General features: G+C 63.7%; 24 protein-coding genes and 1 tRNA gene. 12 read left to right on the forward strand and 13 right to left on the reverse strand.

Annotated elements, in window-relative coordinates; translation table 11 throughout:
• Positions 1-11: 11 nt before the first annotated feature.
• On the forward strand, positions 12-830 hold the full coding sequence (locus AC6JAC_RS18360) for a carbon-nitrogen hydrolase family protein (RefSeq protein ID WP_497965934.1): 819 nt from the start codon (positions 12-14) through the stop codon (positions 828-830).
• Between the two features lie 148 nt (positions 831-978).
• Here the strand turns inward: AC6JAC_RS18360 and rlmB are convergent, their stop codons facing one another.
• The 6 genes from rlmB to AC6JAC_RS18390 form a co-directional block, all read right to left on the reverse strand.
• Entirely contained in the window at positions 979-1,965 is a 987-nt protein-coding gene (rlmB, locus tag AC6JAC_RS18365) for a 23S rRNA (guanosine(2251)-2'-O)-methyltransferase RlmB (RefSeq protein WP_028271019.1), read from the reverse strand.
• A gap of 123 nt (positions 1,966-2,088) precedes the next feature.
• Complete coding sequence (gene cysS, locus AC6JAC_RS18370) at positions 2,089-3,558, reverse strand: cysteine--tRNA ligase (RefSeq protein WP_497965936.1); 1,470 nt, start codon at positions 3,556-3,558, stop codon at positions 2,089-2,091.
• 45 nt (positions 3,559-3,603) lie between these two features.
• A complete protein-coding gene (locus AC6JAC_RS18375; protein WP_028271021.1) occupies positions 3,604-3,930 on the reverse strand; it encodes a hypothetical protein in 327 nt (108 codons plus the stop codon).
• Between the two features lie 67 nt (positions 3,931-3,997).
• Positions 3,998-4,492: a 2-C-methyl-D-erythritol 2,4-cyclodiphosphate synthase gene (gene ispF / locus AC6JAC_RS18380; RefSeq protein ID WP_497965938.1), complete on the reverse strand. Its 495-nt coding sequence runs from the start codon at positions 4,490-4,492 to the stop codon at positions 3,998-4,000.
• 2 nt (positions 4,493-4,494) lie between these two features.
• A complete protein-coding gene (gene ispD / locus AC6JAC_RS18385) occupies positions 4,495-5,316 on the reverse strand; it encodes a 2-C-methyl-D-erythritol 4-phosphate cytidylyltransferase (protein ID WP_051628870.1) in 822 nt (273 codons plus the stop codon).
• A 112-nt stretch (positions 5,317-5,428) separates the two neighbouring features.
• Positions 5,429-5,911 carry a CarD family transcriptional regulator gene (locus AC6JAC_RS18390; protein WP_011690592.1) on the reverse strand — a complete coding sequence of 161 codons (483 nt, stop codon included), beginning with the start codon at positions 5,909-5,911 and terminating at the stop codon, positions 5,429-5,431.
• Between the two features lie 351 nt (positions 5,912-6,262).
• Here AC6JAC_RS18390 and AC6JAC_RS18395 point away from each other — a divergent pair, with 351 nt between their 5' ends.
• Entirely contained in the window at positions 6,263-6,805 is a 543-nt protein-coding gene (locus AC6JAC_RS18395; protein ID WP_028271024.1) for a hypothetical protein, read from the forward strand.
• 152 nt (positions 6,806-6,957) lie between these two features.
• On the opposite strand, the gene AC6JAC_RS18400 is transcribed toward AC6JAC_RS18395, so the two are convergent.
• Together AC6JAC_RS18400 and AC6JAC_RS18405 are read right to left on the reverse strand one after the other, a co-directional pair.
• Positions 6,958-7,638, reverse strand: coding sequence for a winged helix-turn-helix domain-containing protein (locus AC6JAC_RS18400; RefSeq protein ID WP_011690590.1), 681 nt, complete (start codon positions 7,636-7,638; stop codon positions 6,958-6,960).
• The gene (locus tag AC6JAC_RS18405) at positions 7,635-8,855 is read right to left on the reverse strand and encodes a sensor histidine kinase (RefSeq protein ID WP_497966865.1); all 1,221 of its coding nucleotides are present in this window, start codon (positions 8,853-8,855) and stop codon (positions 7,635-7,637) included. The genes AC6JAC_RS18400 and AC6JAC_RS18405 overlap by 4 nt, the downstream gene beginning before the upstream one ends.
• Positions 8,856-9,058: 203 nt before the next feature.
• Here AC6JAC_RS18405 and phoU point away from each other — a divergent pair, with 203 nt between their 5' ends.
• Positions 9,059-9,721 (forward strand): phosphate signaling complex protein PhoU, encoded by a 663-nt coding sequence (phoU, locus tag AC6JAC_RS18410; RefSeq protein ID WP_055800618.1) that lies wholly within the window; start codon positions 9,059-9,061, stop codon positions 9,719-9,721.
• A 77-nt stretch (positions 9,722-9,798) separates the two neighbouring features.
• On the opposite strand, the gene AC6JAC_RS18415 is transcribed toward phoU, so the two are convergent.
• A complete protein-coding gene (locus AC6JAC_RS18415) occupies positions 9,799-10,545 on the reverse strand; it encodes a phosphoglyceromutase (protein WP_028271027.1) in 747 nt (248 codons plus the stop codon).
• Between the two features lie 135 nt (positions 10,546-10,680).
• On the opposite strand from AC6JAC_RS18415, the gene AC6JAC_RS18420 reads away from it, so the two are divergent.
• Positions 10,681-11,508 (forward strand): class I SAM-dependent methyltransferase, encoded by an 828-nt coding sequence (locus AC6JAC_RS18420; protein WP_497965941.1) that lies wholly within the window; start codon positions 10,681-10,683, stop codon positions 11,506-11,508.
• Positions 11,509-11,557: 49 nt separating this feature from the next.
• Here AC6JAC_RS18420 and AC6JAC_RS18425 read toward each other — a convergent pair whose 3' ends face one another.
• The gene (locus tag AC6JAC_RS18425; RefSeq protein WP_497965943.1) at positions 11,558-11,944 is read right to left on the reverse strand and encodes a DUF2516 family protein; all 387 of its coding nucleotides are present in this window, start codon (positions 11,942-11,944) and stop codon (positions 11,558-11,560) included.
• Between the two features lie 9 nt (positions 11,945-11,953).
• Positions 11,954-13,138, reverse strand: a complete 1,185-nt coding sequence (locus AC6JAC_RS18430) for a trans-sulfuration enzyme family protein (RefSeq protein WP_454697640.1) — start codon at positions 13,136-13,138, stop codon at positions 11,954-11,956.
• Between the two features lie 89 nt (positions 13,139-13,227).
• Here AC6JAC_RS18430 and tmk point away from each other — a divergent pair, with 89 nt between their 5' ends.
• The 3 genes from tmk to AC6JAC_RS18445 all read left to right on the forward strand — a co-directional run bounded on the left by tmk (position 13,228) and on the right by AC6JAC_RS18445 (position 16,708).
• The gene (gene tmk / locus AC6JAC_RS18435) at positions 13,228-13,920 is read left to right on the forward strand and encodes a dTMP kinase (protein ID WP_497965945.1); all 693 of its coding nucleotides are present in this window, start codon (positions 13,228-13,230) and stop codon (positions 13,918-13,920) included.
• Positions 13,917-15,059, forward strand: coding sequence for a DNA polymerase III subunit delta' (locus AC6JAC_RS18440; protein WP_436056694.1), 1,143 nt, complete (start codon positions 13,917-13,919; stop codon positions 15,057-15,059). The genes tmk and AC6JAC_RS18440 overlap by 4 nt, the downstream gene beginning before the upstream one ends.
• Positions 15,060-15,133: 74 nt before the next feature.
• Positions 15,134-16,708 (forward strand): alpha/beta hydrolase, encoded by a 1,575-nt coding sequence (locus AC6JAC_RS18445; protein WP_497965947.1) that lies wholly within the window; start codon positions 15,134-15,136, stop codon positions 16,706-16,708.
• A 17-nt stretch (positions 16,709-16,725) separates the two neighbouring features.
• On the opposite strand, the gene AC6JAC_RS18450 is transcribed toward AC6JAC_RS18445, so the two are convergent.
• A complete protein-coding gene (locus AC6JAC_RS18450; RefSeq protein WP_028271034.1) occupies positions 16,726-17,475 on the reverse strand; it encodes an HAD family hydrolase in 750 nt (249 codons plus the stop codon).
• Positions 17,476-17,712: 237 nt separating this feature from the next.
• Here AC6JAC_RS18450 and AC6JAC_RS18455 point away from each other — a divergent pair.
• The 4 genes from AC6JAC_RS18455 to AC6JAC_RS18470 all read left to right on the forward strand — a co-directional run bounded on the left by AC6JAC_RS18455 (position 17,713) and on the right by AC6JAC_RS18470 (position 21,978).
• A tRNA-Thr gene (locus AC6JAC_RS18455) sits at positions 17,713-17,785 on the forward strand.
• A gap of 574 nt (positions 17,786-18,359) precedes the next feature.
• A complete protein-coding gene (locus AC6JAC_RS18460) occupies positions 18,360-19,322 on the forward strand; it encodes a XamI family restriction endonuclease (RefSeq protein ID WP_497965949.1) in 963 nt (320 codons plus the stop codon).
• Complete coding sequence (locus tag AC6JAC_RS18465; protein ID WP_497965951.1) at positions 19,315-20,841, forward strand: Eco57I restriction-modification methylase domain-containing protein; 1,527 nt, start codon at positions 19,315-19,317, stop codon at positions 20,839-20,841. Before AC6JAC_RS18460 ends, AC6JAC_RS18465 begins: the two co-directional genes overlap by 8 nt.
• Positions 20,842-20,874: 33 nt before the next feature.
• On the forward strand, positions 20,875-21,978 hold the full coding sequence (locus AC6JAC_RS18470) for a hypothetical protein (protein ID WP_497965953.1): 1,104 nt from the start codon (positions 20,875-20,877) through the stop codon (positions 21,976-21,978).
• A gap of 41 nt (positions 21,979-22,019) precedes the next feature.
• Here the strand turns inward: AC6JAC_RS18470 and AC6JAC_RS18475 are convergent, their stop codons facing one another.
• Positions 22,020-22,595, reverse strand: a complete 576-nt coding sequence (locus tag AC6JAC_RS18475) for a recombinase family protein (protein ID WP_497965955.1) — start codon at positions 22,593-22,595, stop codon at positions 22,020-22,022.
• A gap of 332 nt (positions 22,596-22,927) precedes the next feature.
• On the opposite strand from AC6JAC_RS18475, the gene AC6JAC_RS18480 reads away from it, so the two are divergent.
• Entirely contained in the window at positions 22,928-23,809 is an 882-nt protein-coding gene (locus AC6JAC_RS18480; protein ID WP_497965957.1) for a restriction endonuclease, read from the forward strand.
• Positions 23,810-24,559: the final 750 nt, after the last annotated feature.

Raw genomic sequence — 24,559 nt, forward strand, 5'->3', positions numbered from 1 at the left:
TGGAGGTAATTGTGCGAGTTGCACTTGCTCAGGTAGTTACAGGCCGCGATATTTCCGCGAATCTGGACATTTTGGAAAATTTCGCCCGCAAGGCGAAAGAAGGCGGTGCCGAATTGGTGGTCTTCCCTGAAGCCACCATGCGCGCATTCGGTAATTCGCTCGTGGATATTGCCGAGCCGCTGGACGGCCCCTGGGCGACCCGGGTGCGCGGCATTGCCGCCGAAATCGGCATCGTGATCGTGGCGGGCATGTTCACCCCGGGCCAGTCAGGTGACGGCTCCGGCGACAGCACGAGGAAAGTGCGCAACACCCTGCTGGCCACCGGTCCGGGCGTGGAGGCGAGCTACGACAAGATCCACCTGTTCGATGCCTTTGGATTCGCCGAATCAGACACCGTGGAGGCCGGTACGCGGGCGGTGACGTTCGAGCTCGGCGGCATCAGTTTCGGCCTGGCCACCTGTTACGACATCCGGTTCCCGGCCTTGTTCACCGCCAATGCCGACCGCGGCGCCGAAGCGAACATCGTGTGCGCTTCCTGGGGATCCGGGCCCGGGAAAGTCGACCAGTGGCGCCTCCTGGCACGCGCCCGCGCCGTGGACACCACCACGTATGTGCTGGCCTGCGGCCAGGGCGATCCTGCCACCGAAGGCATCGAAACCAAGGGCTCCGCGCCCACCGGTGTGGGGCACTCCGCTGTCGTGTCCCCGCTCGGTGAGGTCCTGGCAGAGCTCGACGGCGGGACCGGGCTGCTGTTCGCTGACCTGGACCCCGCCGTCGTCAAGGAAGCCCGGGCAAAGCTGCCGGTCCTGGCCAACCGCCACACGTTCTAAAAAACAGCAACGCTCTCTCACCTTTCGCCACAAAAACAGCAACGCTCTATCACCAGGTGATAGAGCGTTGCTGTTTGACCCGCAGGAAGTGAGAGAGCGTTCCGGGGCGGCGATAGAGCGTTGGGCGGCCGTGCCGCCCTCCGAAAGCCTACTTAGCTGAGCGCTGCCTGGAGACTTCGTACAGGGAAATGCCGACGGCCATGGAGGCGTTGAGCGATTCCATGGCGGAGTCGATCGGGATGGAGACGATCTGGTCGCAGTTTTCGCGGACCAGGCGGCTCAGGCCCTTGCCCTCGGAACCAACCACGATGCACACGGGTTCCTTGGCCAGGCTGAGGTCCGGCAGCGACACGTCGCCGTCGCCGTCCAGGCCGAGCACGTAAATGCCCATGTTCTTGAACGCCTTGAGGGTGTTGTTCAGGTTGGCGGCACGTGCCACCGGAACCCGGACTGCTGCGCCGGCGCTGGTCTTCCAGGCTGAGGCAGTGACGCCGACTGAGCGTCGTTCCGGAACGATGACGCCGTGACCGCTGAAAGCCGATACGGACCGGATGATCGCGCCGAGGTTGCGCGGGTCCGTGATGCCGTCCAGGGCGACGAAGAGCGGCGCGTTGGACACGTGGCCCTTCTTCCAGGCCTCCACGGTTTCCTCGGCGAGCTCGTACGCGTCCTGGTACTCGTACGGCGGAATCTGCAGCACAAGGCCCTGGTGGATGGCGTCGTCCGTCATCCGGTCCAGCTCGGGCTTGCCCGTTTCCATCAGCGGAATGCCGCGTTCGGCCGCAAGCTTGAGGGACTCCTTGACGCGGTCGTCCATTTCGATGCGGATGGCAACGTGGAGGGCCTTGGCCGGGATTCCGGCGCGCAGCGCTTCAACAACGGAGTTGCGTCCCGTGACGACTTCCTCCGTGGCACGGCCCTTCGGACCTGAGCGGGCGCCGGCGCCGCGGGGTGCGCCCGGACGCTTGGCGGCGGACCGCTCGGCGAGCTGCTTGTTCTTGTGGGCCTTGTGGTACGGGCGGTCCTCCGCCTTGGGAGTGGGGCCCTTGCCCTCGAGGGCCTTGCGGCCGTGGCCACCCGTTCCGATGGTGGGGCCCTTCTTCGCTTTGACCGACCGGCGACCGTTGTTGGCCATGAGTTTCACCCTTGCTTTGTTGAGTAAGTCTGACCTCCAGTCTACTTACTCAGGTTAAATCGCCCGCCCGGGGCCCGCCCGACGCTCTGTTGTCACCCTGCGGGGCATCCTGCCTGCCGCAGCTCAGCCGCGTTTGAGGCTCCAGCTGGCACCGTCCGGGCCGTCCTCCACCAAGACGCCCGCCGCCGCGAGGGTGTCCCGGATGGCGTCGGACGCCGCCCAGTCCTTGGTGGCCCGCGCCTGTGCCCGGGCGCCAAGCTGGGCTTCGATGAGGACGCCCAGGGCTGTGTCCGCCTGGTCGTCCCGGGCGGGCGCCGCGACGTCGTTGAGGCCCAGGACGCGCAGCATGTCGGTGACGGAATGCAGGGCAGCGCTGGCCGCCGCGTTGTCGCCGGCGGTGAGGGCGGTGTTCCCGGCACGCACGGTGTCGTGCAGGGCAGCCAGCGCCTGCGGAACGTTCAGGTCGTCGTCCATGGCCGCGGCGAAGGCGTCCGGCACTTGGCCGTAGCTGCCGAACAGGAGGCCGGCCGCGCCGGAAACAACGCTGTCGGACAAGGTCCGCACTGCGCGGGCGATGAACCCGTCAATCCGCTCCATGGCGGCCGCCGCTTCCTGCAGCGACGTGGGCTGGTAGTCCAGGACCGACCGGTACTGCGCCTGGCCGAGGTAGTACCGGACCACGCGCGGCGAGGCGAGCTCCAGCATTTCCGCGGGGCTAACGGTGTTGCCGATGGACTTGGACATCTTCTCGCCCTGGTAGGTCACCATGCCGTTGTGCATCCAGAAGTTGGCGAAGGCGTGGCCGGCCGCCTGGGACTGGGCCATCTCGTTCTCATGGTGCGGGAAGCGGAGGTCCAGGCCGCCGCCGTGGATGTCGAACTCGGTGCCAAGGTATTTGGTGACCATGGCCGAGCACTCCAGGTGCCAGCCCGGACGCCCGGTGCCCCAGGGCGAAACCCAGCTCGCCGTCGTCGGCTCGCCTTCCTTATGCCCCTTCCACAGCGCAAAGTCCCGCGGGTCCTTCTTGCCCCGGGGGTCGGCGTCGGGAGCTCCCTGCATGTCATCGATTTTTTGGCGCGTGAGCGACCCGTAGCGGTTCCAGGAGCGGACGTCGAAATAGACGTCGCCGGAATCGTCGAGGGCAGGGTAGGCGTGGCCGCGGTCGATGAGTTGCTGGATCAGTGCATGCATCTCCGGAATGTGACCTGTGGCGCGCGGCTCGTAGGTGGGTCGGGACACGCCCAGGGTGTCGTAGGCCTTGAGGAACGCCTGCTCGTAGCGGTAGGCCAGTGCCCACCACTCCTCTTCGCGGATGTCGTCCGGGCCTTCCTCGAAGTCCTGTTCAAAGGAGAGGGCGGACTTGGCGAGGATCTTGTCGTCGATGTCGGTGACGTTGCGGACCACCGTCACGCGGAAACCGCGGTATTCCAGCCAGCGGGTGAGCTGGTCAAAGGCAATGGCGGACCGGATGTGCCCCACGTGCGGCAGGCCCTGCACCGTCGCACCGCAGTAGTACAGGCTCACCTTGCCCGGGATCAGGGGGACGAAGTCGCGGACTTCGGCGGATGCTGTGTCGTAAAAGCGCAGGGTCACCGCTCCAGATTAGCCGATGGCCTTCGCGCCGGGGCCCACCGCGGGCTATTTGCAGACTTCGCCGATCTTGTTGTTCTGCTCGCTCAGCTGCGCAGTCTGTTCGGCGCTCTTGGTACCCAGCGAAGTGCTTGCGACCTTCTTCATGATGTCGGCCATTTTCTGGATGGGCTCGGCAACCTCGGGGGCGACCTTGTCCGCCACTTCCTGGTAATGCTTGGCGATCTGGTCAGCCTGCTGCTGCTGGTTTCCGGTTGGCACGAACGTGTCCCCGTTGAGGAATTTACAGCTTTCCTCGACGCTCATCTTCGGCGTGCCGCAGCCGCTCAGCAGCAACCCTGCAACGAGTACGACGGCGGCAATCGGCTTCTTCACGAGGGTTCTCCTGGGTGTTCGGCTGAGGAATGGATCCCTTAAGCCTAGGCGAAACGCGCGCTCCGCCTCAGCCCGCCCGGTACACCAGTGCTGTGGCGAGGGCCGAGATGCCTTCGCCGCGGCCGGTGAAGCCGAGGCCGTCGCTGGTGGTGGCGCTGACGCTGACGGGCGCACCCGCCGCCACGGTGAGGACCGCCTGGGACTCCTCCCGGCGGGGACCGAATTTTGGCCTGTTGCCTACGAACTGCACGGCGATGTTGCCGATCTCGAAGCCTTCCGTCCGGACAATGCGGGCAGCCTCGGCCAGGAGGGTCACTCCGGAGGCACCCGCGAATTCGGGCCGGTCCGTGCCGAAGTGCGTGCCGAGATCCCCGATCCCGGCGGCCGAAAAGAGTGCGTCAGCTGCCGCGTGGGCTACGGGATCGCCGTCGGAGTGTCCGGCCAGGCCCTGCTGGCCCTCCCACAGCAGTCCGCCGAGCCACAGCTCCCGCGGGTCGTCTTCGGAAGCGAACGCGTGGACATCGATGCCGATTCCGGTCCTGGGAATGATGGGAGCCGCCATGGTCAGCCTTCCACCCAGCGTGCGCCCAGGGGACCTTCCAGGAGGCCCTCCGCAATGATGAGGTCCAAGGGAGTGGTGATCTTCAGTGACTGGCTGGCGCCGCGGACAGCATGGACCGGAACGCCCAGGCGTTCCACCAGCATGGCGTCATCGGTGATGGCGGCGGCCTGGGCTTCGTCGAACCCTGCCACCTCCCGGTGCGCCTTCAGCAGCGTGGCAAGGTCGAATCCCTGCGGCGTCTGCACGGCCCGGAGCTTCTCCCGCGGCGCCGTGCCCACCACGACCTCCGGCGCGATCCGGGCATCTTCGTCCGTCGTCGCTTCCACGGTTTTGACGGTGTCCACCACGGGTATCACCGGGATGACTGCCAGGGCGCCTGCCGCCAGGGAGTCGACCACACGGTGGAAAACGGACTCGGGCGTCAGGGCGCGCGCGGCGTCGTGGACCAGCACCGCCTGGGTGCCGTCTTCCAGCGCCTCCAATGCGGACCGCACGGAGTCGGCCCGCGTCGCGCCGCCGTCGACGACCGTCAGCAGCGGCCCGCCGTCGACGAGTTCGGCCTTGAAGTCATCGCACATCCGCCGCAGTGCGCTATCGCCGGCCGGCAGGGCTATGCAGACCTGCTGCGCGACGCCGGACGCCACTATCCCGCGAAGGGCATGCATCAGGATGGGCTCTCCGCCGAGGGGAACCCTGGCCTTGGGCATGCCGTAACCAAGCCGCTGCCCTGATCCGGCCGCCACCAGCACGACGGCGACGACGGGGCTGACGGCGCGGGCCCCGGCCTCCGGCCCGGATCCGGCCGAAAATTCTGTTGCACTCATGGGCACAACACTACGTGCCTGCACGCATGCGGCGCCCGGCAAAATCCCGGCATTCTCCTAAAAAAGGGCAAAAAGAAACCCCGGCGGCTGTTGAGCCACCGGGGTTCAATTCTTAGGAAGCCAAGACTTCGTCGAGAACGCTTGCAGCCTTCTCTTCATCCGTCTTTTCAGCCAGCGCCAGTTCTGAAATCAGAATCTGGCGGGCCTTGGCCAGCATACGCTTCTCACCTGCGGAAAGGCCGCGGTCGTGATCACGGCGCCACAGGTCACGAACGACCTCTGCCACCTTGATGACGTCCCCGGAAGCAAGCTTCTCCAGATTTGCCTTGTAACGACGCGACCAGTTGGTAGGCTCTTCAGTGAACTCGGCCCGCAGCACGTCAAAGACATGCTCCAAACCTTCTTTGCCCACTACGTCACGAACACCAACCAGGTCAACGTTCTCTGCTGGAACTTCAATGGTCAGATCACCCTGAGCCACCTTGAGCTTGAGATACATCTTCTCTTCGCCCTTGATAGTGCGCATCTTGATTTCTTCAATTTTTGCTGCACCGTGGTGAGGGTAAACTACTGTCTCGCCGACCTCAAAAACCATGTGGACTTTCCCCTTTCCCGCAGACCAGTTTATCACGATTCAGGCATACAACTGGCACGGATCGGGGCCGCGAACCGCGGAAATACAAGGAAAATGGGGCCAATCGACCCCCTTCAACCCCTTGACGGATGCAGATATTAGTGCATGAGGAAGGCTGTGCCAAGGGCGGGTCCGGCCAGTCGCCGGCCGGGTTCCGGCACGCCCGGCCATGCAGTGAGCGGCCGGGAGGGGACTGCTTTCCGGACGTGAATGTGTACTGCCCGAATCCTTGTTTGAGACCGCAAGAGGATAGGCTATGGCTGAATAATGTTTCAAGACTCTCAAGGAGTGCGTGACGTGCGTTTCACTGCGATGAACCGGGGCCAGCGCGGCAAGCTGGCAATGGCAACGGCAGCACTTGCCATCGGCCTGCTGTCCGTGACCGGCTGCGGCTACATCAACCCGCAGCAGACCTCTGAGCAGTACTCTGCGTCGGACGGAACCCGGGAAGACCTCGGTCCCCTCCAGATCCGTAACTTCATGATCGTTTCCACTGGCGAGGACAAGCCGGGCCGCGTGGTCGGCGCCGTGTACAACTCCTCTTCCAGCGACGTCAAGCTGACCATCAACGGTGCGGGCGGCTCTCGGACGGAGGTGTCCGTGAAGAAGAATTCCTACACGCTCCTCAACGAGTCCACGGATCCGGCGATCCTCAGCAGCACGGGCGCAAAGCCCGGCTCCCTGTCCGAGGTCACCATCTCCGAGGACGGCACCAACCAGACCGCCAAGGTCAAGGTGCCCGTCCTGGACGCCACCCTCCCCGAGTACAAGGAGTACCTGCCGGAAGGCAGCGAGCCCACCGGCTCGGAGTCAGCCACGCCGTCGCCGACGCCTTCGAGCAGCGCGGGCCACTAGCCGGCACAGCAGACCGGCACAGCAAAAAGGAGGGCTCCCGCCGCGCGGGGGCCCTCCTTTTGCGTCTGAATTCTTTGATCCCGGGCTTGCCGTGCCGGGCTTGCCGCACCGGGCGTGCGGCCCGGCATATCCCGGTGTTGCCGGGGTGCGGCCTACGGCTCGAACTTGTAGCCCAGGCCTCGGACCGTCACAAGGTACCTCGGTGCTGACGGGTCCGGCTCGATCTTGCTGCGGAGCCTCTTGACGTGGACGTCCAGGGTTTTGGTGTCACCCACGTAGTCCGATCCCCACACCCGGTCGATGAGCTGGCCCCGGGTCAATACGCGGCCTGAATTGCGCAGCAGCATCTCCAGCAGTTCGAATTCCTTCAGCGGCAGCGACACCTGTTCGCCGTCGACGCTCACCACGTGGCGTTCGACGTCCATCCTGACGGGGCCGGCCTGGACCGTGTTGGTGATGAGCTCCTCGGGCTCGCCCTGCCGGCGGAGGACCGCCCTGACGCGGGCAACGAGTTCCCGTGACGAATAGGGCTTGGTGACGTAGTCGTCGGCACCGAGTTCCAGCCCCACCACCTTGTCGATCTCAGCGTCCTTGGCGGTCAGCATGATGACCGGCACCGAGGAGCGCTGGCGCAGCTGCCGGCAGACCTCGGTGCCGGACTGGCCGGGCAGCTGGAGGTCCAGGAGCACGAGGTCGGCGCCGTTCCGGTCGAATTCCGTGATTGCGTCCAGGCCGTTGTCCACGACTTCCACCTCGAATCCTTCCTTGCCCAGAAGGTAGGACAGAGGGTCGCTGAACGACTCCTCATCCTCGACTATGAGAATCCTGCTCAAGCGCTGGCTCCTTGCTCATGGACGCCGGTGGCGTCGTTACTGTGTGGTGGGTTGCTGGGGGCGGCCGTTGCCGGCGCCGCGGGGGCGTCGCCGTCGTCCTGCCCTTCCATCTCTGGAAGCCGGATGGTGAAGGTGGACCCCTGGCCGGGCTGCGACCACAGCGTCACTTCCCCGCCATGGTTGGAGATGACGTGCTTCACGATGCTCAGGCCCAGGCCTGTGCCGCCGGTTTGCCGGGACCGGGCGGCGTCCACGCGGTAAAAGCGTTCAAAAACCCGTTCCTGGTCCTCGGGGCTCATGCCCTCCCCCTGGTCCGTGACCGAGATGGAGACCAGGCCCTCCTTGGAGCGCACGCCGATCCCCACGCGGGTGTTCTCCGGGGAGTAGCGGATGGCGTTGTCGATCAGGTTTCGAAGGGCGGTCACCAGCAGGTCCTGGTCGCCGTAGACCATGGCGTCCACGCGGCCGCCCACCACAATGGAGATGTTCTTGCTTTCGGCGGGCAGCTGCGAACGGTCAACGGCTTCGGTGACCACGGAGTTGATGTCCACCGGGTGCGCCTGCTGCGCAACGCTGGCGCCCTGCAGCCGGGACAGCTCGATGATGTCCTGCACCAGCGCCGCGAGCCGCTTTGATTCCTTCTGCATGCGCTGGGCGAAGCGGCGGACCGCCACTTCGTCGTCCGCCGACGATTCGAGCGCCTCTGCCAGCAGGGAAATGGCACCCACGGGCGTTTTGAGTTCGTGGGAGACATTGGCCACGAAGTCGTTCCGGATTTCCTCGGTGCGGGTGATTTCTGTGCGGTCGTCCGCCAGCAGCAGGATGTATTCCTCGCCAAGCATGGCTGCCCGGACCTGGACGATGATGGTGCCCTGCCCCAGCGGCCCGCGGGGCAGTTCAAACTGATTCTCGAGGATCACGCCGTCCCGCCGCACCTTCGCGGTCATGTCCAGCAGCTGTCTGTGGACCACGGTGTGGCCGCGGACCAGGCCGAAGGCGTAGGCCGCGGGACTCGCCCGCACCACGCCGTCGATCGCGTCAACCACAACGAAAGCACGGCCGACGACGGCGAGCACCTCCGCGGCGCCCGGCGGCAGTGCCGGTTCGTCGAACTCAACATCCACCAGCTTGCGCTGCTGTTCGCTGACCCGGAACGCGAGCACGCCAAAGATGCCGAATGACAGGCCGACGAGGCCTGCGATGACACCGATGAGCATAGGATCCACGGCTCCAGCTTATGCTCTGGCCCGGGCCCCGGAAGCGAATCTGATGCGATTCACCGCGGGGTTCAGCTAACGTTCACCTATAGGTGCGTAACAGTTCACCGGGCACTGACAGAGTTATTGGTTGGACTGCAGAGCGGTGACACGAAATCCGGCCGCCACCCGGTGGGGCCGGATTTCCAAGGAAAGGACGCGTAGTGCGCAAGGTTTTTCAGGAGGAGCTCACACAGGTGGGCGAGCAGCTCGTCGAGATTTCGAAGCTCGTCAGCGAGGCAATCAACAAGGCCACGACGGCCTTCGAAGGGGCCGACGTCGACCTCGCCCAGGATGTCATCGCCGCTGATGCCAGGATCGACTTCCTGCAGAACAGCCTGGACGAGCGGGCCATCGATATTCTGGCCCTGCAGGGGCCCGTGGCCAGCGACCTTCGGATGATCGTGGGTTCGCTGCGGATGAGCGCCTCGCTGGAGCGCATGGGAGACCTCGCCCGGCACATCGCCCAGCTGGCGCGGCTCCGCTACCCGGCCAACGTGATTCCGCCGCAGCTCGCGGACACGTTCAAGAGCTTTGCCGAGCAGGACCAGCTGATTGCGGACAAGCTCACCGAACTGCTGGAAACGCGCGATCTGGAAGTTGCCCGCGACATCCTCAAGGCGAACGCGACCGTCAACGACCTGCACCTGAGTGTCTTCAAGGCCATCGCGCGCAGCGACTGGAACGAGTCGCCGGCCACCACGGTGGACGTTGCCCTGGCCAGCCGCTACTTTGAACGGTTCGCGGACCACGGCGTCTCAGTAGCCCAGAAGGTCACGTACCTGGTCACCGGCGCGTGGCACCCGCACAGCACCGAAATCAGCTGACTTCCGGTCACCGGAAGAACGACGGCGGGCTGGTCACCATTGGTGACCAGCCCGCCGTCGTTCGTTAAAGCGTTGCCCTACTTCTTGCCCTGGTTGGCCACAGCCTTGATGGACTCGGCAGCGGCCTCGGGGTCGAGGTACGTGCCGCCCGGGTTCAGCGGCTTGAAGTTCTCGTCGAGATCGTAGACCAGCGGGATGCCGGTGGGGATGTTCAGGCCGGCGATGGCTTCGTCGCTGATGCCGTCAAGGTGCTTGACCAGCGCGCGCAGGGAGTTGCCGTGGGCGGTGACCAGCACGGTCTTGCCCGCCTTGAGGTCTTCCTTGATGTCCGATTCCCAGTAGGGCATCAGGCGGACCAGGACGTCCTTGAGGCATTCGGTGCGCGGGAGGGCGTCGCCCAGGCCGGCGTAGCGGGGATCGTGCGCCTGGGAGAACTCGCTGCTGTCGTCCAGGGCCGGCGGCGGGGTGTCGTAAGAACGGCGCCACTCCATGAACTGCTCTTCACCGTATTCGGCCAGCGTCTGCGCCTTGTCCTTGCCCTGCAGCGCGCCGTAGTGGCGTTCGTTCAGGCGCCAGTCGCGCTTGACCGGGATCCAGCCGCGGTCTGCCTTGTCCAGGGCGATGTTGGCCGTGTTGATGGCCCGCTTCAGGAGGGAGGTGTACAGGACGTCCGGGAGAACATTGTTCTCAACCAGGAGCTCGCCGCCGCGTGCCGCTTCCTCGCGGCCCTGGTCGTTGAGATCGACATCCACCCAGCCGGTGAACAGGTTCTTGGCGTTCCATTCGCTGTGGCCGTGGCGCAGCAGAATCAGCTTGTAAGTCATGGTTTTCATCCTAGCCGAGCAGGTGGCTGTGCCGCCGAGCGTTACATCACACTGCCGCTCCCCCTCACTCAAGGGTCAGTGCCCGGCCACCGGGCCGCACCGTTAAGGTCGGGGCCGCACCGTTAAGCTTGTCCGGTGGTGCAAAAAGCGGAACGGGTGGGCGCGGCAAGCGCGGGCAGAAGCGGCAGGCCGGTTGGCAACGTGACCCGCGGCACCACCAACCCCAACCGGATGCGGCGCCTGGACCGATGGCTCACCGGGACACAGGCCTGGCGGCTGCGCCGGGCAGCCGACCCACTCGTCATCGACCTCGGCTACGGCGCCTCACCGGCCACCGCCGTCGAGCTCTTCCACCGCTTGTCTGCTGTGCGCCCGGATGTCAGGGTGGCCGGGATAGAAATCGAACCCGAACGCGTCCGGGCGGCCAAGGCACTGGAGGAGGCCGGGCTGAGCTTCCATGTGGGTGGCTTCGAGCTGCCGGTGTCCGGGCAGCCGGTGATTGTCCGTGCGTTCAACGTCCTGCGGCAGTACGAGGAAGCGGACGTGGAGGCGATCTGGACCCTGGTCCGAGGCCGGCTCGGCCCCAACGGGCTGTTCATCGACGGCACCTGCGACGAAATCGGACGGCGCGTCACGTGGGTGGCCCTCGACGCCGGAGGCCCGCTGAGCCTGAGCATCTCCATGCGCTTCGGCGGCTTTGCGCTGCCCTCGGAGATCGCCGAACGGCTGCCGAAGGCCCTGATCCACCGGAACGTGCCCGGCGAAAGGATCCACGGTTTCCTTCAGGCCCTGGACAAGGCCTGGCTGGAGGCGGCGCCACTTGCCGCGTTCGGGAACAAACAACGGTGGACGGCCATGTGCCGGTCCATGCTCGACGGCGGCTGGCCGGTCCAGGACGGAACGTCCCGCTGGCGGCTGGGCGAGTTGACGGTGGGCTGGGATACGGTGGCCCCGGCCACCTGATAAATGCTGCCGCTTCAGTCGGCGGCGGCAGGCAAGAGGTGTTTTCCGGTTACCAGGGCCCGTAGGGGCCCATGTTGCGGCTGCCGCCGCGGCCGGCGTCTTTCACGGCGGGCCGGACGTCGGCCAGGTAAACGGAGGCTGCGGTCACTGCCGCAAGCCCGAACAGCCCGAATGTGCCGAAACCGCCGCCGCCACCGCCATAGGCCAGGGCGCCCATGGCCTGGGCGGCGCCATACAGTGACAGGCCGCCGATGAACACGGCGCCGCCGGTCAGTGCCAGCCAGAACGTCTTGGTCCGCTTGGAAACAGCTTCGAAGGCGTTCGCCTTGTGGCGAAGGCAATCAAACAGTGCCCACGCTTCAAGACCAAACGCCACGAGCGCCATGAGGAAATAGACCCCGGTCTCGACGTAGTTAATCAACACTTTTCCGTCCACGTCCCCAGCCTAGCCGCCCAGAGCGTCCAGTGCCTGCTCCAAATCGGCCCAAAGGTCTTCGACATTTTCAATCCCCACGCTGAGGCGGACCAGGTTGTCCGGCACGCTGACCGGCTCAGCCGCGTGGCGCCGTCGTCGCTCAATCAGGGACTCAACCCCGCCCAAAGACGTGGCGGGAAGCCACAGCTGCAGCGCACGGACCAGCTTGTCCGCCGCATCGGCACCGTTGAGTCCGCCGGCCGGGGCGATCTGAATGCACAGCACCGAACCGAAGCTCTTCATCTGTGACTTGGCGCGTTCGTGGCCGGGATCGGTTTCCAGTCCGGGGAACCGGATGCTCTCGATCCGGGGGTGGTCGCTCAGCCGGGCGGCGAGGACGGCCGCCGACGCCTGGGAGCGTTCGATGCGCAGGGCCAGGGTCCGCAGTCCGCGGAGTGCAAGCCACGCCTCGAACGGCCCGGCAATGCCGCCGTGGATGATGCGGTGGTGGAGCAGCGTCGCGCGGATCGCGGCGTCCGAGGTGACCAGGGCGCCGAGGACGACGTCGGAATGCCCGGCCAGGTATTTGGTCACCGAGTGCAGGACAACGTCGGACCCGAGGCTCAGCGGCTGCTGGACCAGGGGCGTGGAAAAGGTGTTGTCAGTGACAACGATCGCTCCGGCGTCGTGGGCGGCAGCGGTGAGGGCGCGGATGTCCGCGATCCCGAGCATCGGGTTGGTGGGGCTTTCCAGCCAGAGCATGCTGGCGGGTTTGCCGTCCGCCGGAGCCAGCAGCTCCTTCACGGCGTCAGTGTCCGCGATGTCCACGGTGCGGAGTTCGAACAGCCCCTTCTCCGCGAGTTCGGTGGCCATCACCAGGGACCCTGCATAGCTGTGCGAGGGCATGACCAGCACTCCCCCGGCCGGGATGAGGGACAGCGCTGAACTGACGGCGGCCAGGCCTGAGGCGTACAGCAGGCCGGGAAGGGATGCGCCCTCAAGCTGGCCCAGCGCTTCTTCAAACGGGTCCCAGGTGGGATTGGAGTAGCGGCCGTAGCCACGGTCGCCGTCTGCGAGCGGCCCGGTCCCGAAGTAGGTGGAGGACAGGACGATGGGCTGGTTAACTGGCGCATCGCGTTTGCGGGGCGGCCGGCCGGCGGCCACAACCACCGTTTCAGCCGACAGCGCGGCGGCCTGCTGTTCGGAAAGACTCATGCTCAAAGACTACGTGGGAGGCCCGCAGCGCAGGAAAGCCGTTACGGTCCGGCACCTGCGGTGTCAGTGATTGTCGGTAGGCTGGTTAAGTGAGTACCCAGAACCCCGGACTGTTCATCGCCTTCGAAGGCGGCGACGGCGCAGGCAAGTCCACGCAGGCCGCGGCACTGGCCGGGGCCCTTGATTCGCGCGGCTTCACCGTGCTGCGCACCCGGGAACCGGGCGGCACCCCCATCGGCGAAAAACTGCGGTCCCTGGTGCTGGACCACGGGCACGGCCATATCGATGCCCGCACCGAAGCCCTCATCTTTGCCGCGTCCCGCGCGGCCCACGCGGACCAGGTCATCCTGCCTGCACTGGAACGCGGCGACATCGTGCTGACGGACCGCTACATCGATTCCTCGGTGGCCTACCAGGGCGCCGGACGGGGCCTTGGAACCGCTGCCGTGCGGGACCTGAACGAATGGGCCACCTCGGGCCTGCAGCCGGACCTGACGGTGCTGCTCGACGTCGACCCCGCCGTCGGCCGCCTCCGCCGGACCGCGGGTGACGCTGCCGAAGACCGGATGGAATCCGAAGCCGACGAATTCCACGCGAAGATCCGTGGCGCGTTTTTGGACCTCGCCGCGGACCGCCCGGACCATTACCTGGTGCTTGCCGCCCACCTGCCCGTCGCCGAACTGGCAGGGCTCATCCTGGACCGGGTGGACACCCTGATCCGGTCCAGGCAGGGTTCCAGGAGCGTGTCCCGCCAGGGTTCCAGGGAAGGCGTGGCCCCGTGACTGTCTGGGACGATCTGCAGGGCCAACCCGCCGTCGTCGCCCAGCTCCGCCAGGCCGCCCAGGGCGAAGGCCTGACGCACGCCTGGCTGTTCACCGGCCCGCCCGGATCCGGCCGGTCCAACGCCGCGAAAGCCTTTGCCGCCGCCCTCAACTGCGACCAGGAGGACGTTTCCAGGCGCGGCTGCGGCGAATGTGCGGCCTGCCTGACCATCCTGGGCGAAACACATTCTGACGTTGCGTTCGTTCGCACCGAAAAGGTCACCATCACCATTGATGAAGCACGTGACCTGGTCTCGACCGCCGGAAACCGCCCCTCCTCCGGACGGTGGCGGATCATTGTGGTGGAAGACGCCGACCGCATGGCGGAACGCACCACGAACGTGCTGCTCAAGGCCATTGAAGAGCCCACTCCCCGCACCGTATGGATGCTGTGCGCGCCCTCACCGGCGGACGTCCTGGTTACCATCCGGTCCCGCTGCCGCCCGGTGGCGCTGCGGCTTCCGCCGGCTGCCGACGTCGCGGCGCTGCTGGTGAGGCGCGACGGCGTGGATCCGGCACTCGCCGAACGCGCGGCCCGCGCGGCACAGAGCCACGTCGGCATTGCCCGCAGGCTCGCCCGGGACGCCGACGCCCGCGAACGGCGCATGGAGACAGTCCGCTTCCCGCTGGGGCTGCGGGGCATCACCGCAGCCGTCCTGATGGCTGAAAAGCTGGTGAAGATCGCCACGGAGGAAGCCAACAGCTCCAACGAAGTGCGTGACGCCGAGGAAAAGGCAGCTCTGCTGGCCACCCTTGGCGCGCCCGAAAGCGGCACCTTGCCGCCCGCCATGAGAAGCCAGCTCAAGCAGCTTGAGGACGACCAGAAGCGGCGCGCCAAACGCTCCATCACCGATTCCCTGGACCGGACGCTCACGGACCTGCTCTCGTTCTACCGGGACGTCCTCATCATCCAGATGGGGAACGCCGTAGAGTTGGTAAACGTTGAACTCAGGAGCGAGCTGGCCGAGTTTGCGGGGCGGTCCAGTGCGGAGGCAACGCTCGCCCGGATGGATGCGATCAACAAGGCCCGCCAGCGAATCACCACCACCAACGTTGCACCCCTGCTGGCGATCGAATCCATGGCCGCGAGCCTGATCTAGTGCAGCCCCGCCCAGCCCCGTCCCGCCGCCGTATGTTCGCCCGAGCCCACGCCAAGTCCTTCAAGGAGTCCTGCATGAAGCCTGCCCGACGTCTGCCCCTGCGGTTACGGTCCGGATCGACCGCCGCCAAGGCAGCTGCTGGCTCCCTGGCCGTATTGCTCGCACTGACCGGCTGCACCCTGTTCGGCCAGCCCGACGGCGGATCGGGCGGCGGCAGCACCGCCAAGGCTGACCCTTCGATCGCCGAAGCGGCTCCCGAAGAGCTCCGGAACTTCTACTCGCAGGAGGTCTCCTGGACGTCCTGCGAGGACAAGCTCGAATGCGCCAAAATCAAGGTGCCCCTGGACTACAGCAAGCCCGACGGCGACAGCATCGAGATCGCGGCCCTCAAAATGAAGGCAACGGGCAAAAAGACCGGCAGCCTGCTGGTCAACCCCGGCGGCCCGGGCGGTTCCGGCTACGACTTCGTCAAGGATGCCGGCGCCACCAACATTTCCAGTGAAGTGCGCGCCAGCTATGACCTGGTGGGCTTCGACCCCCGCGGAGTGAAGCGGTCCTCCCCCGTCACCTGCCTCACGGACCAGGAACGCGACGAATCCCGGGCAAAGACCTATGACCTCAGCTCGGACGCCGGACTGGCGGCCGCTCTCGCGGACAACAAGGCAACGGCAGCCAAGTGCGCCGAAAAGACCGGCCCTGTGCTGGGACATGTGGACACCGTCAGCGCCGCCAAGGACATGGACATCCTGCGCGCCGTGGTCAACGACGCCAAACTGAACTACCTCGGCTACTCCTACGGCACGTTCCTGGGTTCCACTTATGCCTCGCTGTTTCCGGACAACGTAGGCCGCATGGTGCTCGACGGCGCCCTGGACCCGTCCCTGAGTAACGAGGAGCTCACCAGCGGCCAGGCCCGCGCCTTTGAGAAGGCCATCCGCGCCTACGTGGAGAAGTGCCTCGGTGACAACGGCTGCCCCCTGAGCGGAACCGTGGACAGCGGCGTCCAGCAGATCCGCGACGTCGTCCAGTCCGTGGACGCCAACCCGCGGCGTGCCCAGGACGGCCGGATGGTGACCGGCTCGGCCTTTGTCAGCGGCCTGATCCTGCCGTTGTACAACGACGACAACTGGCCGTTGCTGACCCAGGCCCTGGACGCCGCCCTGAAGGGCGACGCCTCCCCGATGCTGCGGCTGGCAGACTTCGGCGCCGACCGCGATCCGAGCGGCAAGTACACGTCAAACAGCGCCTTCGCCTTCAATGCCATCAACTGCCTGGACTACCCCATGGTGAGTGACCCGGCTGCCATGCGGGCCGAAGAGCAGAAGCTGCGGCAGGACTCCCCCACCCTGGGCTACTTCTTCGCCTACGGCGGCACGAACTGCCAGGACTGGCCCTACAAGAGCACCCGCACACCGGCACCCGTGGAGTACCCGGGCTCGGCCCCGATCGTGGTGGTGGGCACCACCGGCGACCCCGCGACCCCCGTGGAATGGGCAGGGGCCCTGCGCAAGCAGCTGGGCAACGCCTCCCTGGTGACGTGGAAGGGCGAGGGCCACACCGCGTACGGCCGCTCGAACAGCTGCGTCACCGATGCCGTGGACGGCTACCTCCTGACCGGAGAGCCGCCCGCGGACAACACGGAGTGCTAGGGCGGCCGGAGGCCTGATTAGTTGGACCGGGGCTCCAGCAGCACCGGCAGGTCCCGGATGGACTGTACGACGGCGGTGGCCCCGGCCGCGCGCAGTGCCGGCTCCCCGTGCGCTCCGGTGAGGACACCGGCCACTGTGCTGGCGCCTGCCCGCAGGCCCGACTGGATGTCGGCACAGCTGTCCCCCACGACGGCGACCTTGCGCACGTCATCCAGGTCCAGGGCCAGGACGGCTGTCAGGATCATGTCCGGATAGGGCCTGCCCCGCCCGGCGTCCGCCGGGCAGAGGCTCAGGTCCGCCAGCCCCATCCAGCCCAGGCTCTCCAGCACCATGTTTTGCGTGTGGCGGCCGAAGCCGGTGGCAAGGCAGACCATGATGCCCGCTTCGCGGAGCCAGGCGATGGCGTCTTCCGCGCCGGGAACCGCCTGGATGACGCCGTCCGCTATCAGCTCGTCGCAGCTGCGTTCGAAAAAGGTGTTGGCAGCGGCGGCCCGGTGCCGGTCCTCGAACAGCTGGCTGAACACAGCGAGTTTCGACATGCCTGCCGTGTCCTTGGCGTAGCGAAGCATGCGCTCGAACTGCGCCGATCCTTCCCCCACACCCTGGTCCGCCAGGGTGCGGGTCATGGCGCGTTCCAGCAGGCCGCCGTCGAAAACTGTTGTTCCCACCATCGCAAGCACGGCCAGCCGCACCTCGTGGGCGGCGCCGGGAAAGCTGCCGCGGAGAGCGGCTTCCGGTGCTGATGCGTCTGCTGTGTCCGGAGTCATGGCCAAGCCCCTTCGCTGACATGCGGCCGCCGACGCGGCCGCGTTTGGTCGTTCCACAGTGCAGGCGCTCCGGGACCCCGCGCTGAACCCGCACCGACGGCAGGGTGAACATCCAAATAACGTCCGCAACGGCCATTCTGCGGACGTCCGGTTCGCTCATTTTGACCCGGGCAGGGGACTCTATTACAGTTGTCTCTTGCATGATCCGCCCGGTTCTTCCGGGATTTGTTGTGCGGTGCTTCCTTAGCTCAGTCGGTAGAGCGTTTCACTCGTAATGAAAAGGTCATCAGTTCGATTCTGATAGGAAGCTCGGGATAGACCCCCTAGAAATCAAGGTTTCTGGGGGGTCTTTTCGCTGGTTCTGGACAAGCGGGGAATCTTATGCATTCCCCGCTTTTCCTTTCGATTCCCGACTTGTTCGTCACTTTTTCGTCACTAGAAGCACACCGGTACTGGTGGCTTCAGGGTTCGGCCCCAAGGCCTCATTCTTCTTGGCTGGGTCAGCTGCTAGTAGCGGGTTTGTCCGTAACGGCGCGTAGCCTTCCCTGAAGGCAGCGCTAGGAAGAGGAGGCGTCGTGCTTGCGAAATGGTGCGGCTGGTGCGTGACCGAGATGGTTCGTCCAGAATTCCTTGCCGACCGCGCAGGAGCCTGCGAGGGCTGTGCAGTGCACCGGGCAAACAAGGAGGCGGTAGCCGGGCCTGCCGACTGCCACAGGAACCCATACCATCTGTGCAAGGACAGGACCGGCCATACCTGTCGTTGCGAGTGTCACCGAGTGGATTCATTACTTCACCGGGAGATCTCAATCAAATCGCACAAGTCCAAGCCCACGCCCCTCCCGTACAACCGGCTTCTGTCCCTCCGCGCCAATAGAATCAGGCCTATGATTAACCGAAACCGGCCCGAGCTCTGGAAAGAGGACACCGCCGCGTCCGTGGCGATGTACAACCGATGGTTCATGGAGGCCGCGCCTAAGGCATACCGTGACACGCGCGCCGACTCTATTGAGACCATCAGGCAGGCCTTTGAGTGGTCGCAAAACATGACGGCAATATCGCCCGAGCTGATACGAGCAAACCCAGGTATTGTGTCTGCCCTCAGAATGAGCACGGCGCCCCCACTAGCCGTCGATCGTCTGGTGGGCCTGTCAGGCGTCTCGAAGAGCTTTGTGGCTAACCTAGAGAGCGGCAAGATTAGTCGCTTGGCAACTGCTCAAACGGTCGATACGTCGCTCTACAGGATTTGCGCCGTTGTAAGTGAACTTCTGGACCGAGATTTGTTTTCATGGCTGGATAGCCCTGGAGCTCCCCTTGAGCGCGACACGGAGATGGCCGCCACTGTGGTGGCCGACCGGTTATGTGGAGCCATTGCTAACCCCATCGTTCGCAACGCCCAAGAGAAACGCCAACTTGAATTGATCGAACGGTGGCTACTGAAGCGCGGCTACGTGAAGCAGACGTTTACCCCGACGACAGCCCTGCGGAACCTCGCGGCGTTGCGCAAGATGCGAGCTGGCACATTTTCTTTTCGGCAGAACGTCGTCGTTGGCAGCGACCGCAGCGTTAACATCCCGATTGATGTCGTCATTCAACCTCATGAACCATCCAGCAATGGTTTGCCTTATTTGATCGAGGCCAAAAGCGCAGGTGACTTCACCAACACCAATAAGCGCCGTAAGGAAGAAGCCCAGAAGCTGAACCAGCTCAAGGACACCTACGGCGACATATCCCTAACCCTGTTCCTATGCGGGTACTTCGATGGAGGCTATTTGGGCTACTCGGCGGCCGAGGGCCTGGACTGGGTTTGGGAACACCGCATCGATGATTTGGAGAAGCTTGGTGTCTGAGAAATTTCTGACCATAGAGGCGGATCGACTCGTCGGCCAAGACCTCCTTGACGGGCAGCGCACGGCACGACAGCGCAATGAAATGGGCCAATTTGCCACGCCTGCAGTCTTGGCGGACGACATCATGGAATTCGCTCTTTCAGAACTGCACACGGATCGTGTCAGGTTTCTTGAGCCGTCCTGCGGGTCAGGCTCATTCATAAGCGCTCTCTACAGAAATTGCGCGCCGGAGAGGGTGGATCGAGCCTTGGGCATAGAGCTCGATGAACGGTTTGCTGGCCTTGCGCGGAGATTGTGGGATGGTCACTCGGAGATCGTTGAAGGGGACTATCTCGAGTGGGTCCGCCACACGGACTTTCGGCCGAATCTTCTCGTGGCCAACCCACCATATGTCCGCCATCACCACATGGAGTCAGCAAACAAGAAAGCTCTAGGCCTCGCAGCGCTTCAAACGACGGGCGTCAAAGTATCTGGGCTGGCGGGTCTCTACATCTACTTCATGATGTTGAGTCACCGTGTGCTGGCCCCAGACGCAATCTCGGCATGGTTGATTCCCACGGAGTTCATGGACGTGAACTATGGCACCGCCCTTCGTCACTACCTGACGAGCAATGTCGAACTAATTAAGGTCCACAGGTTCGACCCGCATGATGCACAGTTCGATGACGCTCTCGTCAGTTCTGCCGTTGTCGTCTTCCGTAACCGGAAACCCTCGCCTACCAGCGTGGTCAGGTTTACGTTGGGGGGCTCTGTTCACGAACCCCGTCAAGTGAATCGCGTAAAGTCATCGAAGCTCGACCCCGATCAAAAGTGGATCAAGCACTTCAGTCCCCCTGACGCGTCTGCTTCAAAAGTCACCGAGGTTCTGGGGGACCTTTTCCAGGTTCGTCGTGGCATCGCAACCGGGGCTAACAAGTTCTTTGTCCGCCCGAGAGCCGAACTACGGTCCCTGGGCATCCAGGACGAAAACATCACCCCGGTCCTGCCGAGTGCAAGATACCTAAAAACTGACGCCATTCAGGCGGGCGATGACGGCTGGCCATTGTTGGATACCCAACTCGGTCTGATTGACTGCAGACTGGCTCCTGAGGATCTGGCAACGGCGGACCCTGCACTTGCCGCATATTTGGATAGCGCAGACGAGACCGTCCGTGATGCTTTCTTGATCAGGCAGCGCAAACCTTGGTACAAGCAGGAGCAACGACCTTCAGCCCCTATCCTCTGCACCTACATGGGTCGCGGCCTAGACGAAAACCGTCCGTTCAAATTCATTCGCAATGAATCCAACGCGACGGCGACGAATACCTTCTTGCTGTTATACCCAAAAACCGAAGTTGCTGAATACATTAAGTCGCGATCCGACGGGCTGGAGCGCGTGCACGAGGCGCTTCTGAAACTGACGGCTCATGACCTGCGCAGCGGGGGTCGAGCATACGGCGGTGGCCTGCGCAAGATTGAGCCGAAGGAAATGGGTCTACTCGACGCGCGCCATGTCCGCGAACTTTTGTCCCAAGGCTAGACCTTCCTCGGAACTGACGGAGTCAACAGACAGATGGAAATAGTTGGTGTGGTACTCAAGGCGGTGCTGGATTTCTGGCTCTGGATAGCCCCCAATTTTTGGCCGGCTGTCCCGATCACAATCGGGACCATCATGGTCACCAACTATAAGTCGCGGCGTGACCGAGATGAGGTTGCTAGTCGCATGCAGCGCCGTGAATACACAGACTGGCATCAGCGCTTTGTCACGGGCAAGTTGACGGACGACCATCCCTCCGATGTGGACATCGACTGCTACCTCCGCTGGTTTCTCGTCCGCAAGGAGGGCAAGCCCGAGAAGTTACTTCTGAGCAACCGTGCAGATTCAACAGCTTTCACCGTCAGAGTTCGCTCGGAGAGGTGGCCGGACGGGAAAACGAAGAGGCGACGGAAGATCCGACCGGGCAAGACCATACGGCTGAGCGTCGGACGGATTCCCGATCGGGACGTACACGGAACACGCCTGGACATACACTGGGATGATGCACTGGTGATGGCCCAGCACGTCACATTCGTCATCCCCTTCTCGGAGTTTGATTTGCCACATCCCGAGATCCCGGAGAAGCCCACCGTTGCCATCCCCTCGGAGGAAGCGGACGAAATCGCAACCGTCGAGATGCCTAAGACCCCCGCACCCGCACTAGTACCCACGGTCCCCGCAGCCCATTCATCGGCTCCGACCGCAGAGGAATCACAGCAGCGCGCGCAGACAAGCGCTTCAGTACCTCCCGAGGCTCCCCTGGCTAGTGATTTCAAAGCCAGCGGTTCAAGACCAATCAACGGCATGTCACCCTCCACAAACATCGCCGACAGCACCATTCCAAATAGAACGCCGTCGCTCCCAGCTAACCTAAGCTTCGTTCGGCGCGACGGTACGCTCGGGCTCCAGAACTCGGGACCTGGCGATGCAAGTCACGTCTACTTGCAGCCTGTGGATGACGGCCACGCAGTCGTCGGCGGCGGGTTCTGGCATTCAATTCCTGCCAACACGGTGCAACCATTCGAGCTTGCCGACGCCAGGGATGTTGGTATGTTCAAAATAATGTTCGAGTTGTCGTGGGACGACGGCTACATGCTCAAGCGTGACAAGCAACTAAATATCCCAGGTATGGGCGACTAGACCCCTATGCGGGGACACACAAAATTCAGTACGCCCCTAAATCACTTGGCGAGGTAGCGGTACAGCGTCGCCACAGAGACGCCAACCGCGTCTGCGATTTCTTGGGGACTCATCATGCCCGCCGCGTGTAGTTCCTTCGCCCGGTTAGTTTTCGCGCCGTCTAGGAGCTTAGGACGGCCTCCGTTGCGGCCGCGTGCGCGGGCGGCTGCCAGCCCAATGTTCGTACGCTCCCGCAACAGGTCGCGCTCATACTCTGCGAATGCCCCATAAATGCCCAGCATGAGCTTTGCTTGGGCTTTGTTGCCATCCGTGCTGAGCATAGGGTTATCCAGCACACGGACGCCCACGCCAAGATCTGCCAACTCCTGGAACAGGTGAACCAGATTCCCAAGGGACCGCCCCAAGCGGTCCAGCTTGGCGACTACCAATGTGTCGCCCTCCCTGAGGGACGCTAGGCACTTATCAAAGCCGGGACGGGTGGCCTTGGCACCGCTCACGCCTTGATCTTGGAACATGTGGCGTGCATCATCCTTGACGCCTGCGGCGGTCAGCGCGTCGCGCTGACCGTCCGTATTCTGATCTACCGTGCTAACCCGCATGTATCCAACCAACGCCACTTCCCGCTCCATTCTCATTAACTCAACCAATCCGACAGTTTTGATAGTTAGATTATGCGACCAGTTATGAGAACACAAATTCTCCTAATCGACGGGGCCCAGGCGCCCACGGCTGGTCGCTGATTCTCACACTCAAATTAGGATCGTTTTTGAGAACCGAAACGACGAAGTGAGCTTTGGACTCGTTGTCGCAACCAAAGTAGATCGCACTAGGCGTTGCGGTCGCCGTGATATTGGACGCGGCGGCCTTCCGGATTCCAGCATGTTCCAGTCGTACGTCGTGCGGGAGTCTCGTCGTCGGCTGGTGGGCCCGAGACGGATAGGCTTCAGTCATGGTCGATTCGAAGGGACTCTCCAAAGAATACGAGAGCGCGGTAGCGGACGTTGTTAGCTTTCTCGCAGGGCACGAAGTGACGGTGGAGCGAGACGTACATATGGCGGGTATGCAGTCCGGCGCGCCCCGACAAATTGACATACTCGTTCGCGGCCCGATGTTTGGCCTGGGCGACGCAACACTGGTGATCGACTGCAAGCGCTACAACAAGAAGCTGGATGTCAACGACGTCGGGCAATTCGCGCAAACCCTAGCCGACGTAGGAGCTGTTGCCGGATGGCTCGTCAGCACTATGGGAGCTTCGCAAGCCGCACAGCAACTTGCGAGCAGGCAACGAGGCATACGGACCGAAATCATGTCTCTCGAGGAACTCCTCGCATGGGTGCCGCCCGGAACGCGACATGTGACGTTGGGGGTGCCCGATGGTCAACTCGACACGGCATTGGTCATCACGCGAAAAGCAGGCTTCCGAGTAGCCGGCGATGCCAGCCTCCAAGAGGTGGCGGCCACGGAAGGTGAAACTTTGCTGAATGCGTACCGTCACTACGGAGGGCAGGAGCATGAGAGACACCGACAAGATTGCAGCGACCTGATTCGGCGCCTTGAAGCAGGCGGAGTCACTCCGGTTCGCGAGGTCGGCAACGGCGTTGTGGCCACGGGAGGCACTCCTGCCCACCGCTGGCTGCCTGTCACCCACGACGGCGTCGATCTCGGTGTAAAGATAATCGCCGCATCTGAAGAAGATATTCAACGGGAGCTAGACGAGATAGCACGGTTCTGGGAAGGTGTGCCACAGATGAGAGCCGGGTTGGATGTGATCCGTCCTGAGCCCTGGCCGATACCCGGGCTATTCCAAGAAAGGATACGCGGCAACCGATAAGGCCGCTTCGGCACCGTCGTACTGCCCTGAGCAACGGGAAATGCTGCGTAATTGCTCGCAGTTCGACAGTTACTCATTCCATAATCACGATAGCAAAGCGAGAACATGTTCAACCTCGATCCCGACCAGGTTTCGTTCATAGTCCAATACGCCTCTTCAGTAGCGGCTAATCTGACGCAAACTGGAATGGGCCGGTTGTCCGCATCCATGCGCCGAGGCCGTGGCCGCGCTGTACCGCCATCTGTGCAAAGGGATCGGAACCTGAAAGCACAGGCCATCTTGGAGACCACGGGGATAAGTGCAGCGACAGCTGAGAAGGTCGGACAATTTCTCGTACATAACGGCTCGGTGTCCTACCTGATGTATTTGGCTTACGTTGCACAAAGTAGCGAAGTTCAGGCCGACGGATCGTCCAGTGAGATTAGGACCTACGAAGAGGCATTTGAGAAGGAACTCCGTGCTCATCTGGCCCTTGAGGCCCGCATACCCGGCCCAGAGCTAGACAGAGTGACGGAGGTACTCACTCATATACTTCGAATGTCTGCCGGTTTACAAGTCCGCCAAGAGGGCCGATCTTCGATCGCACGCTCCGCGGACAAGCCGCCAGCGCTATTTCTCTTTTCTGATGCAGAGGCTCGGACTGACTTGTTCAGCGCACTAGGCGAGCCGAGCCTTGCAGCCTACAGGGACTACTCTGAACGCTACCGACGAACTATGGCGTCGAATTATGGTTATGTTTCGCTTCAGCAT

Source organism: Arthrobacter sp. KUASC02, assembly GCF_059739395.1.

Bases quoted from the DNA above. Each gene is read 5' to 3' on its own strand.
- rlmB (WP_028271019.1), bottom strand. From the start codon at position 1,965: ATGGCCAACAACGGTCGCCGGTCGGTCAAAGCGAAGAAGGGCCCCACC.
- ispF (WP_497965938.1), bottom strand. From the start codon at position 4,492: ATGGCGGCTCCCATCATTCCCAGGACCGGAATCGGCATCGATGTCCAC.
- ispD (WP_051628870.1), bottom strand. From the start codon at position 5,316: ATGAGTGCAACAGAATTTTCGGCCGGATCCGGGCCGGAGGCCGGGGCC.
- AC6JAC_RS18390 (WP_011690592.1), bottom strand. From the start codon at position 5,911: ATGGTTTTTGAGGTCGGCGAGACAGTAGTTTACCCTCACCACGGTGCA.
- AC6JAC_RS18395 (WP_028271024.1), top strand. From the start codon at position 6,263: ATGAACCGGGGCCAGCGCGGCAAGCTGGCAATGGCAACGGCAGCACTT.
- AC6JAC_RS18405 (WP_497966865.1), bottom strand. From the start codon at position 8,855: ATGCTCATCGGTGTCATCGCAGGCCTCGTCGGCCTGTCATTCGGCATC.
- AC6JAC_RS18415 (WP_028271027.1), bottom strand. From the start codon at position 10,545: ATGACTTACAAGCTGATTCTGCTGCGCCACGGCCACAGCGAATGGAAC.
- AC6JAC_RS18430 (WP_454697640.1), bottom strand. From the start codon at position 13,138: ATGAGTCTTTCCGAACAGCAGGCCGCCGCGCTGTCGGCTGAAACGGTG.
- AC6JAC_RS18445 (WP_497965947.1), top strand. From the start codon at position 15,134: ATGAAGCCTGCCCGACGTCTGCCCCTGCGGTTACGGTCCGGATCGACC.
- AC6JAC_RS18450 (WP_028271034.1), bottom strand. From the start codon at position 17,475: ATGACTCCGGACACAGCAGACGCATCAGCACCGGAAGCCGCTCTCCGC.
- AC6JAC_RS18460 (WP_497965949.1), top strand. From the start codon at position 18,360: ATGATTAACCGAAACCGGCCCGAGCTCTGGAAAGAGGACACCGCCGCG.
- AC6JAC_RS18470 (WP_497965953.1), top strand. From the start codon at position 20,875: ATGGAAATAGTTGGTGTGGTACTCAAGGCGGTGCTGGATTTCTGGCTC.
- AC6JAC_RS18480 (WP_497965957.1), top strand. From the start codon at position 22,928: ATGGTCGATTCGAAGGGACTCTCCAAAGAATACGAGAGCGCGGTAGCG.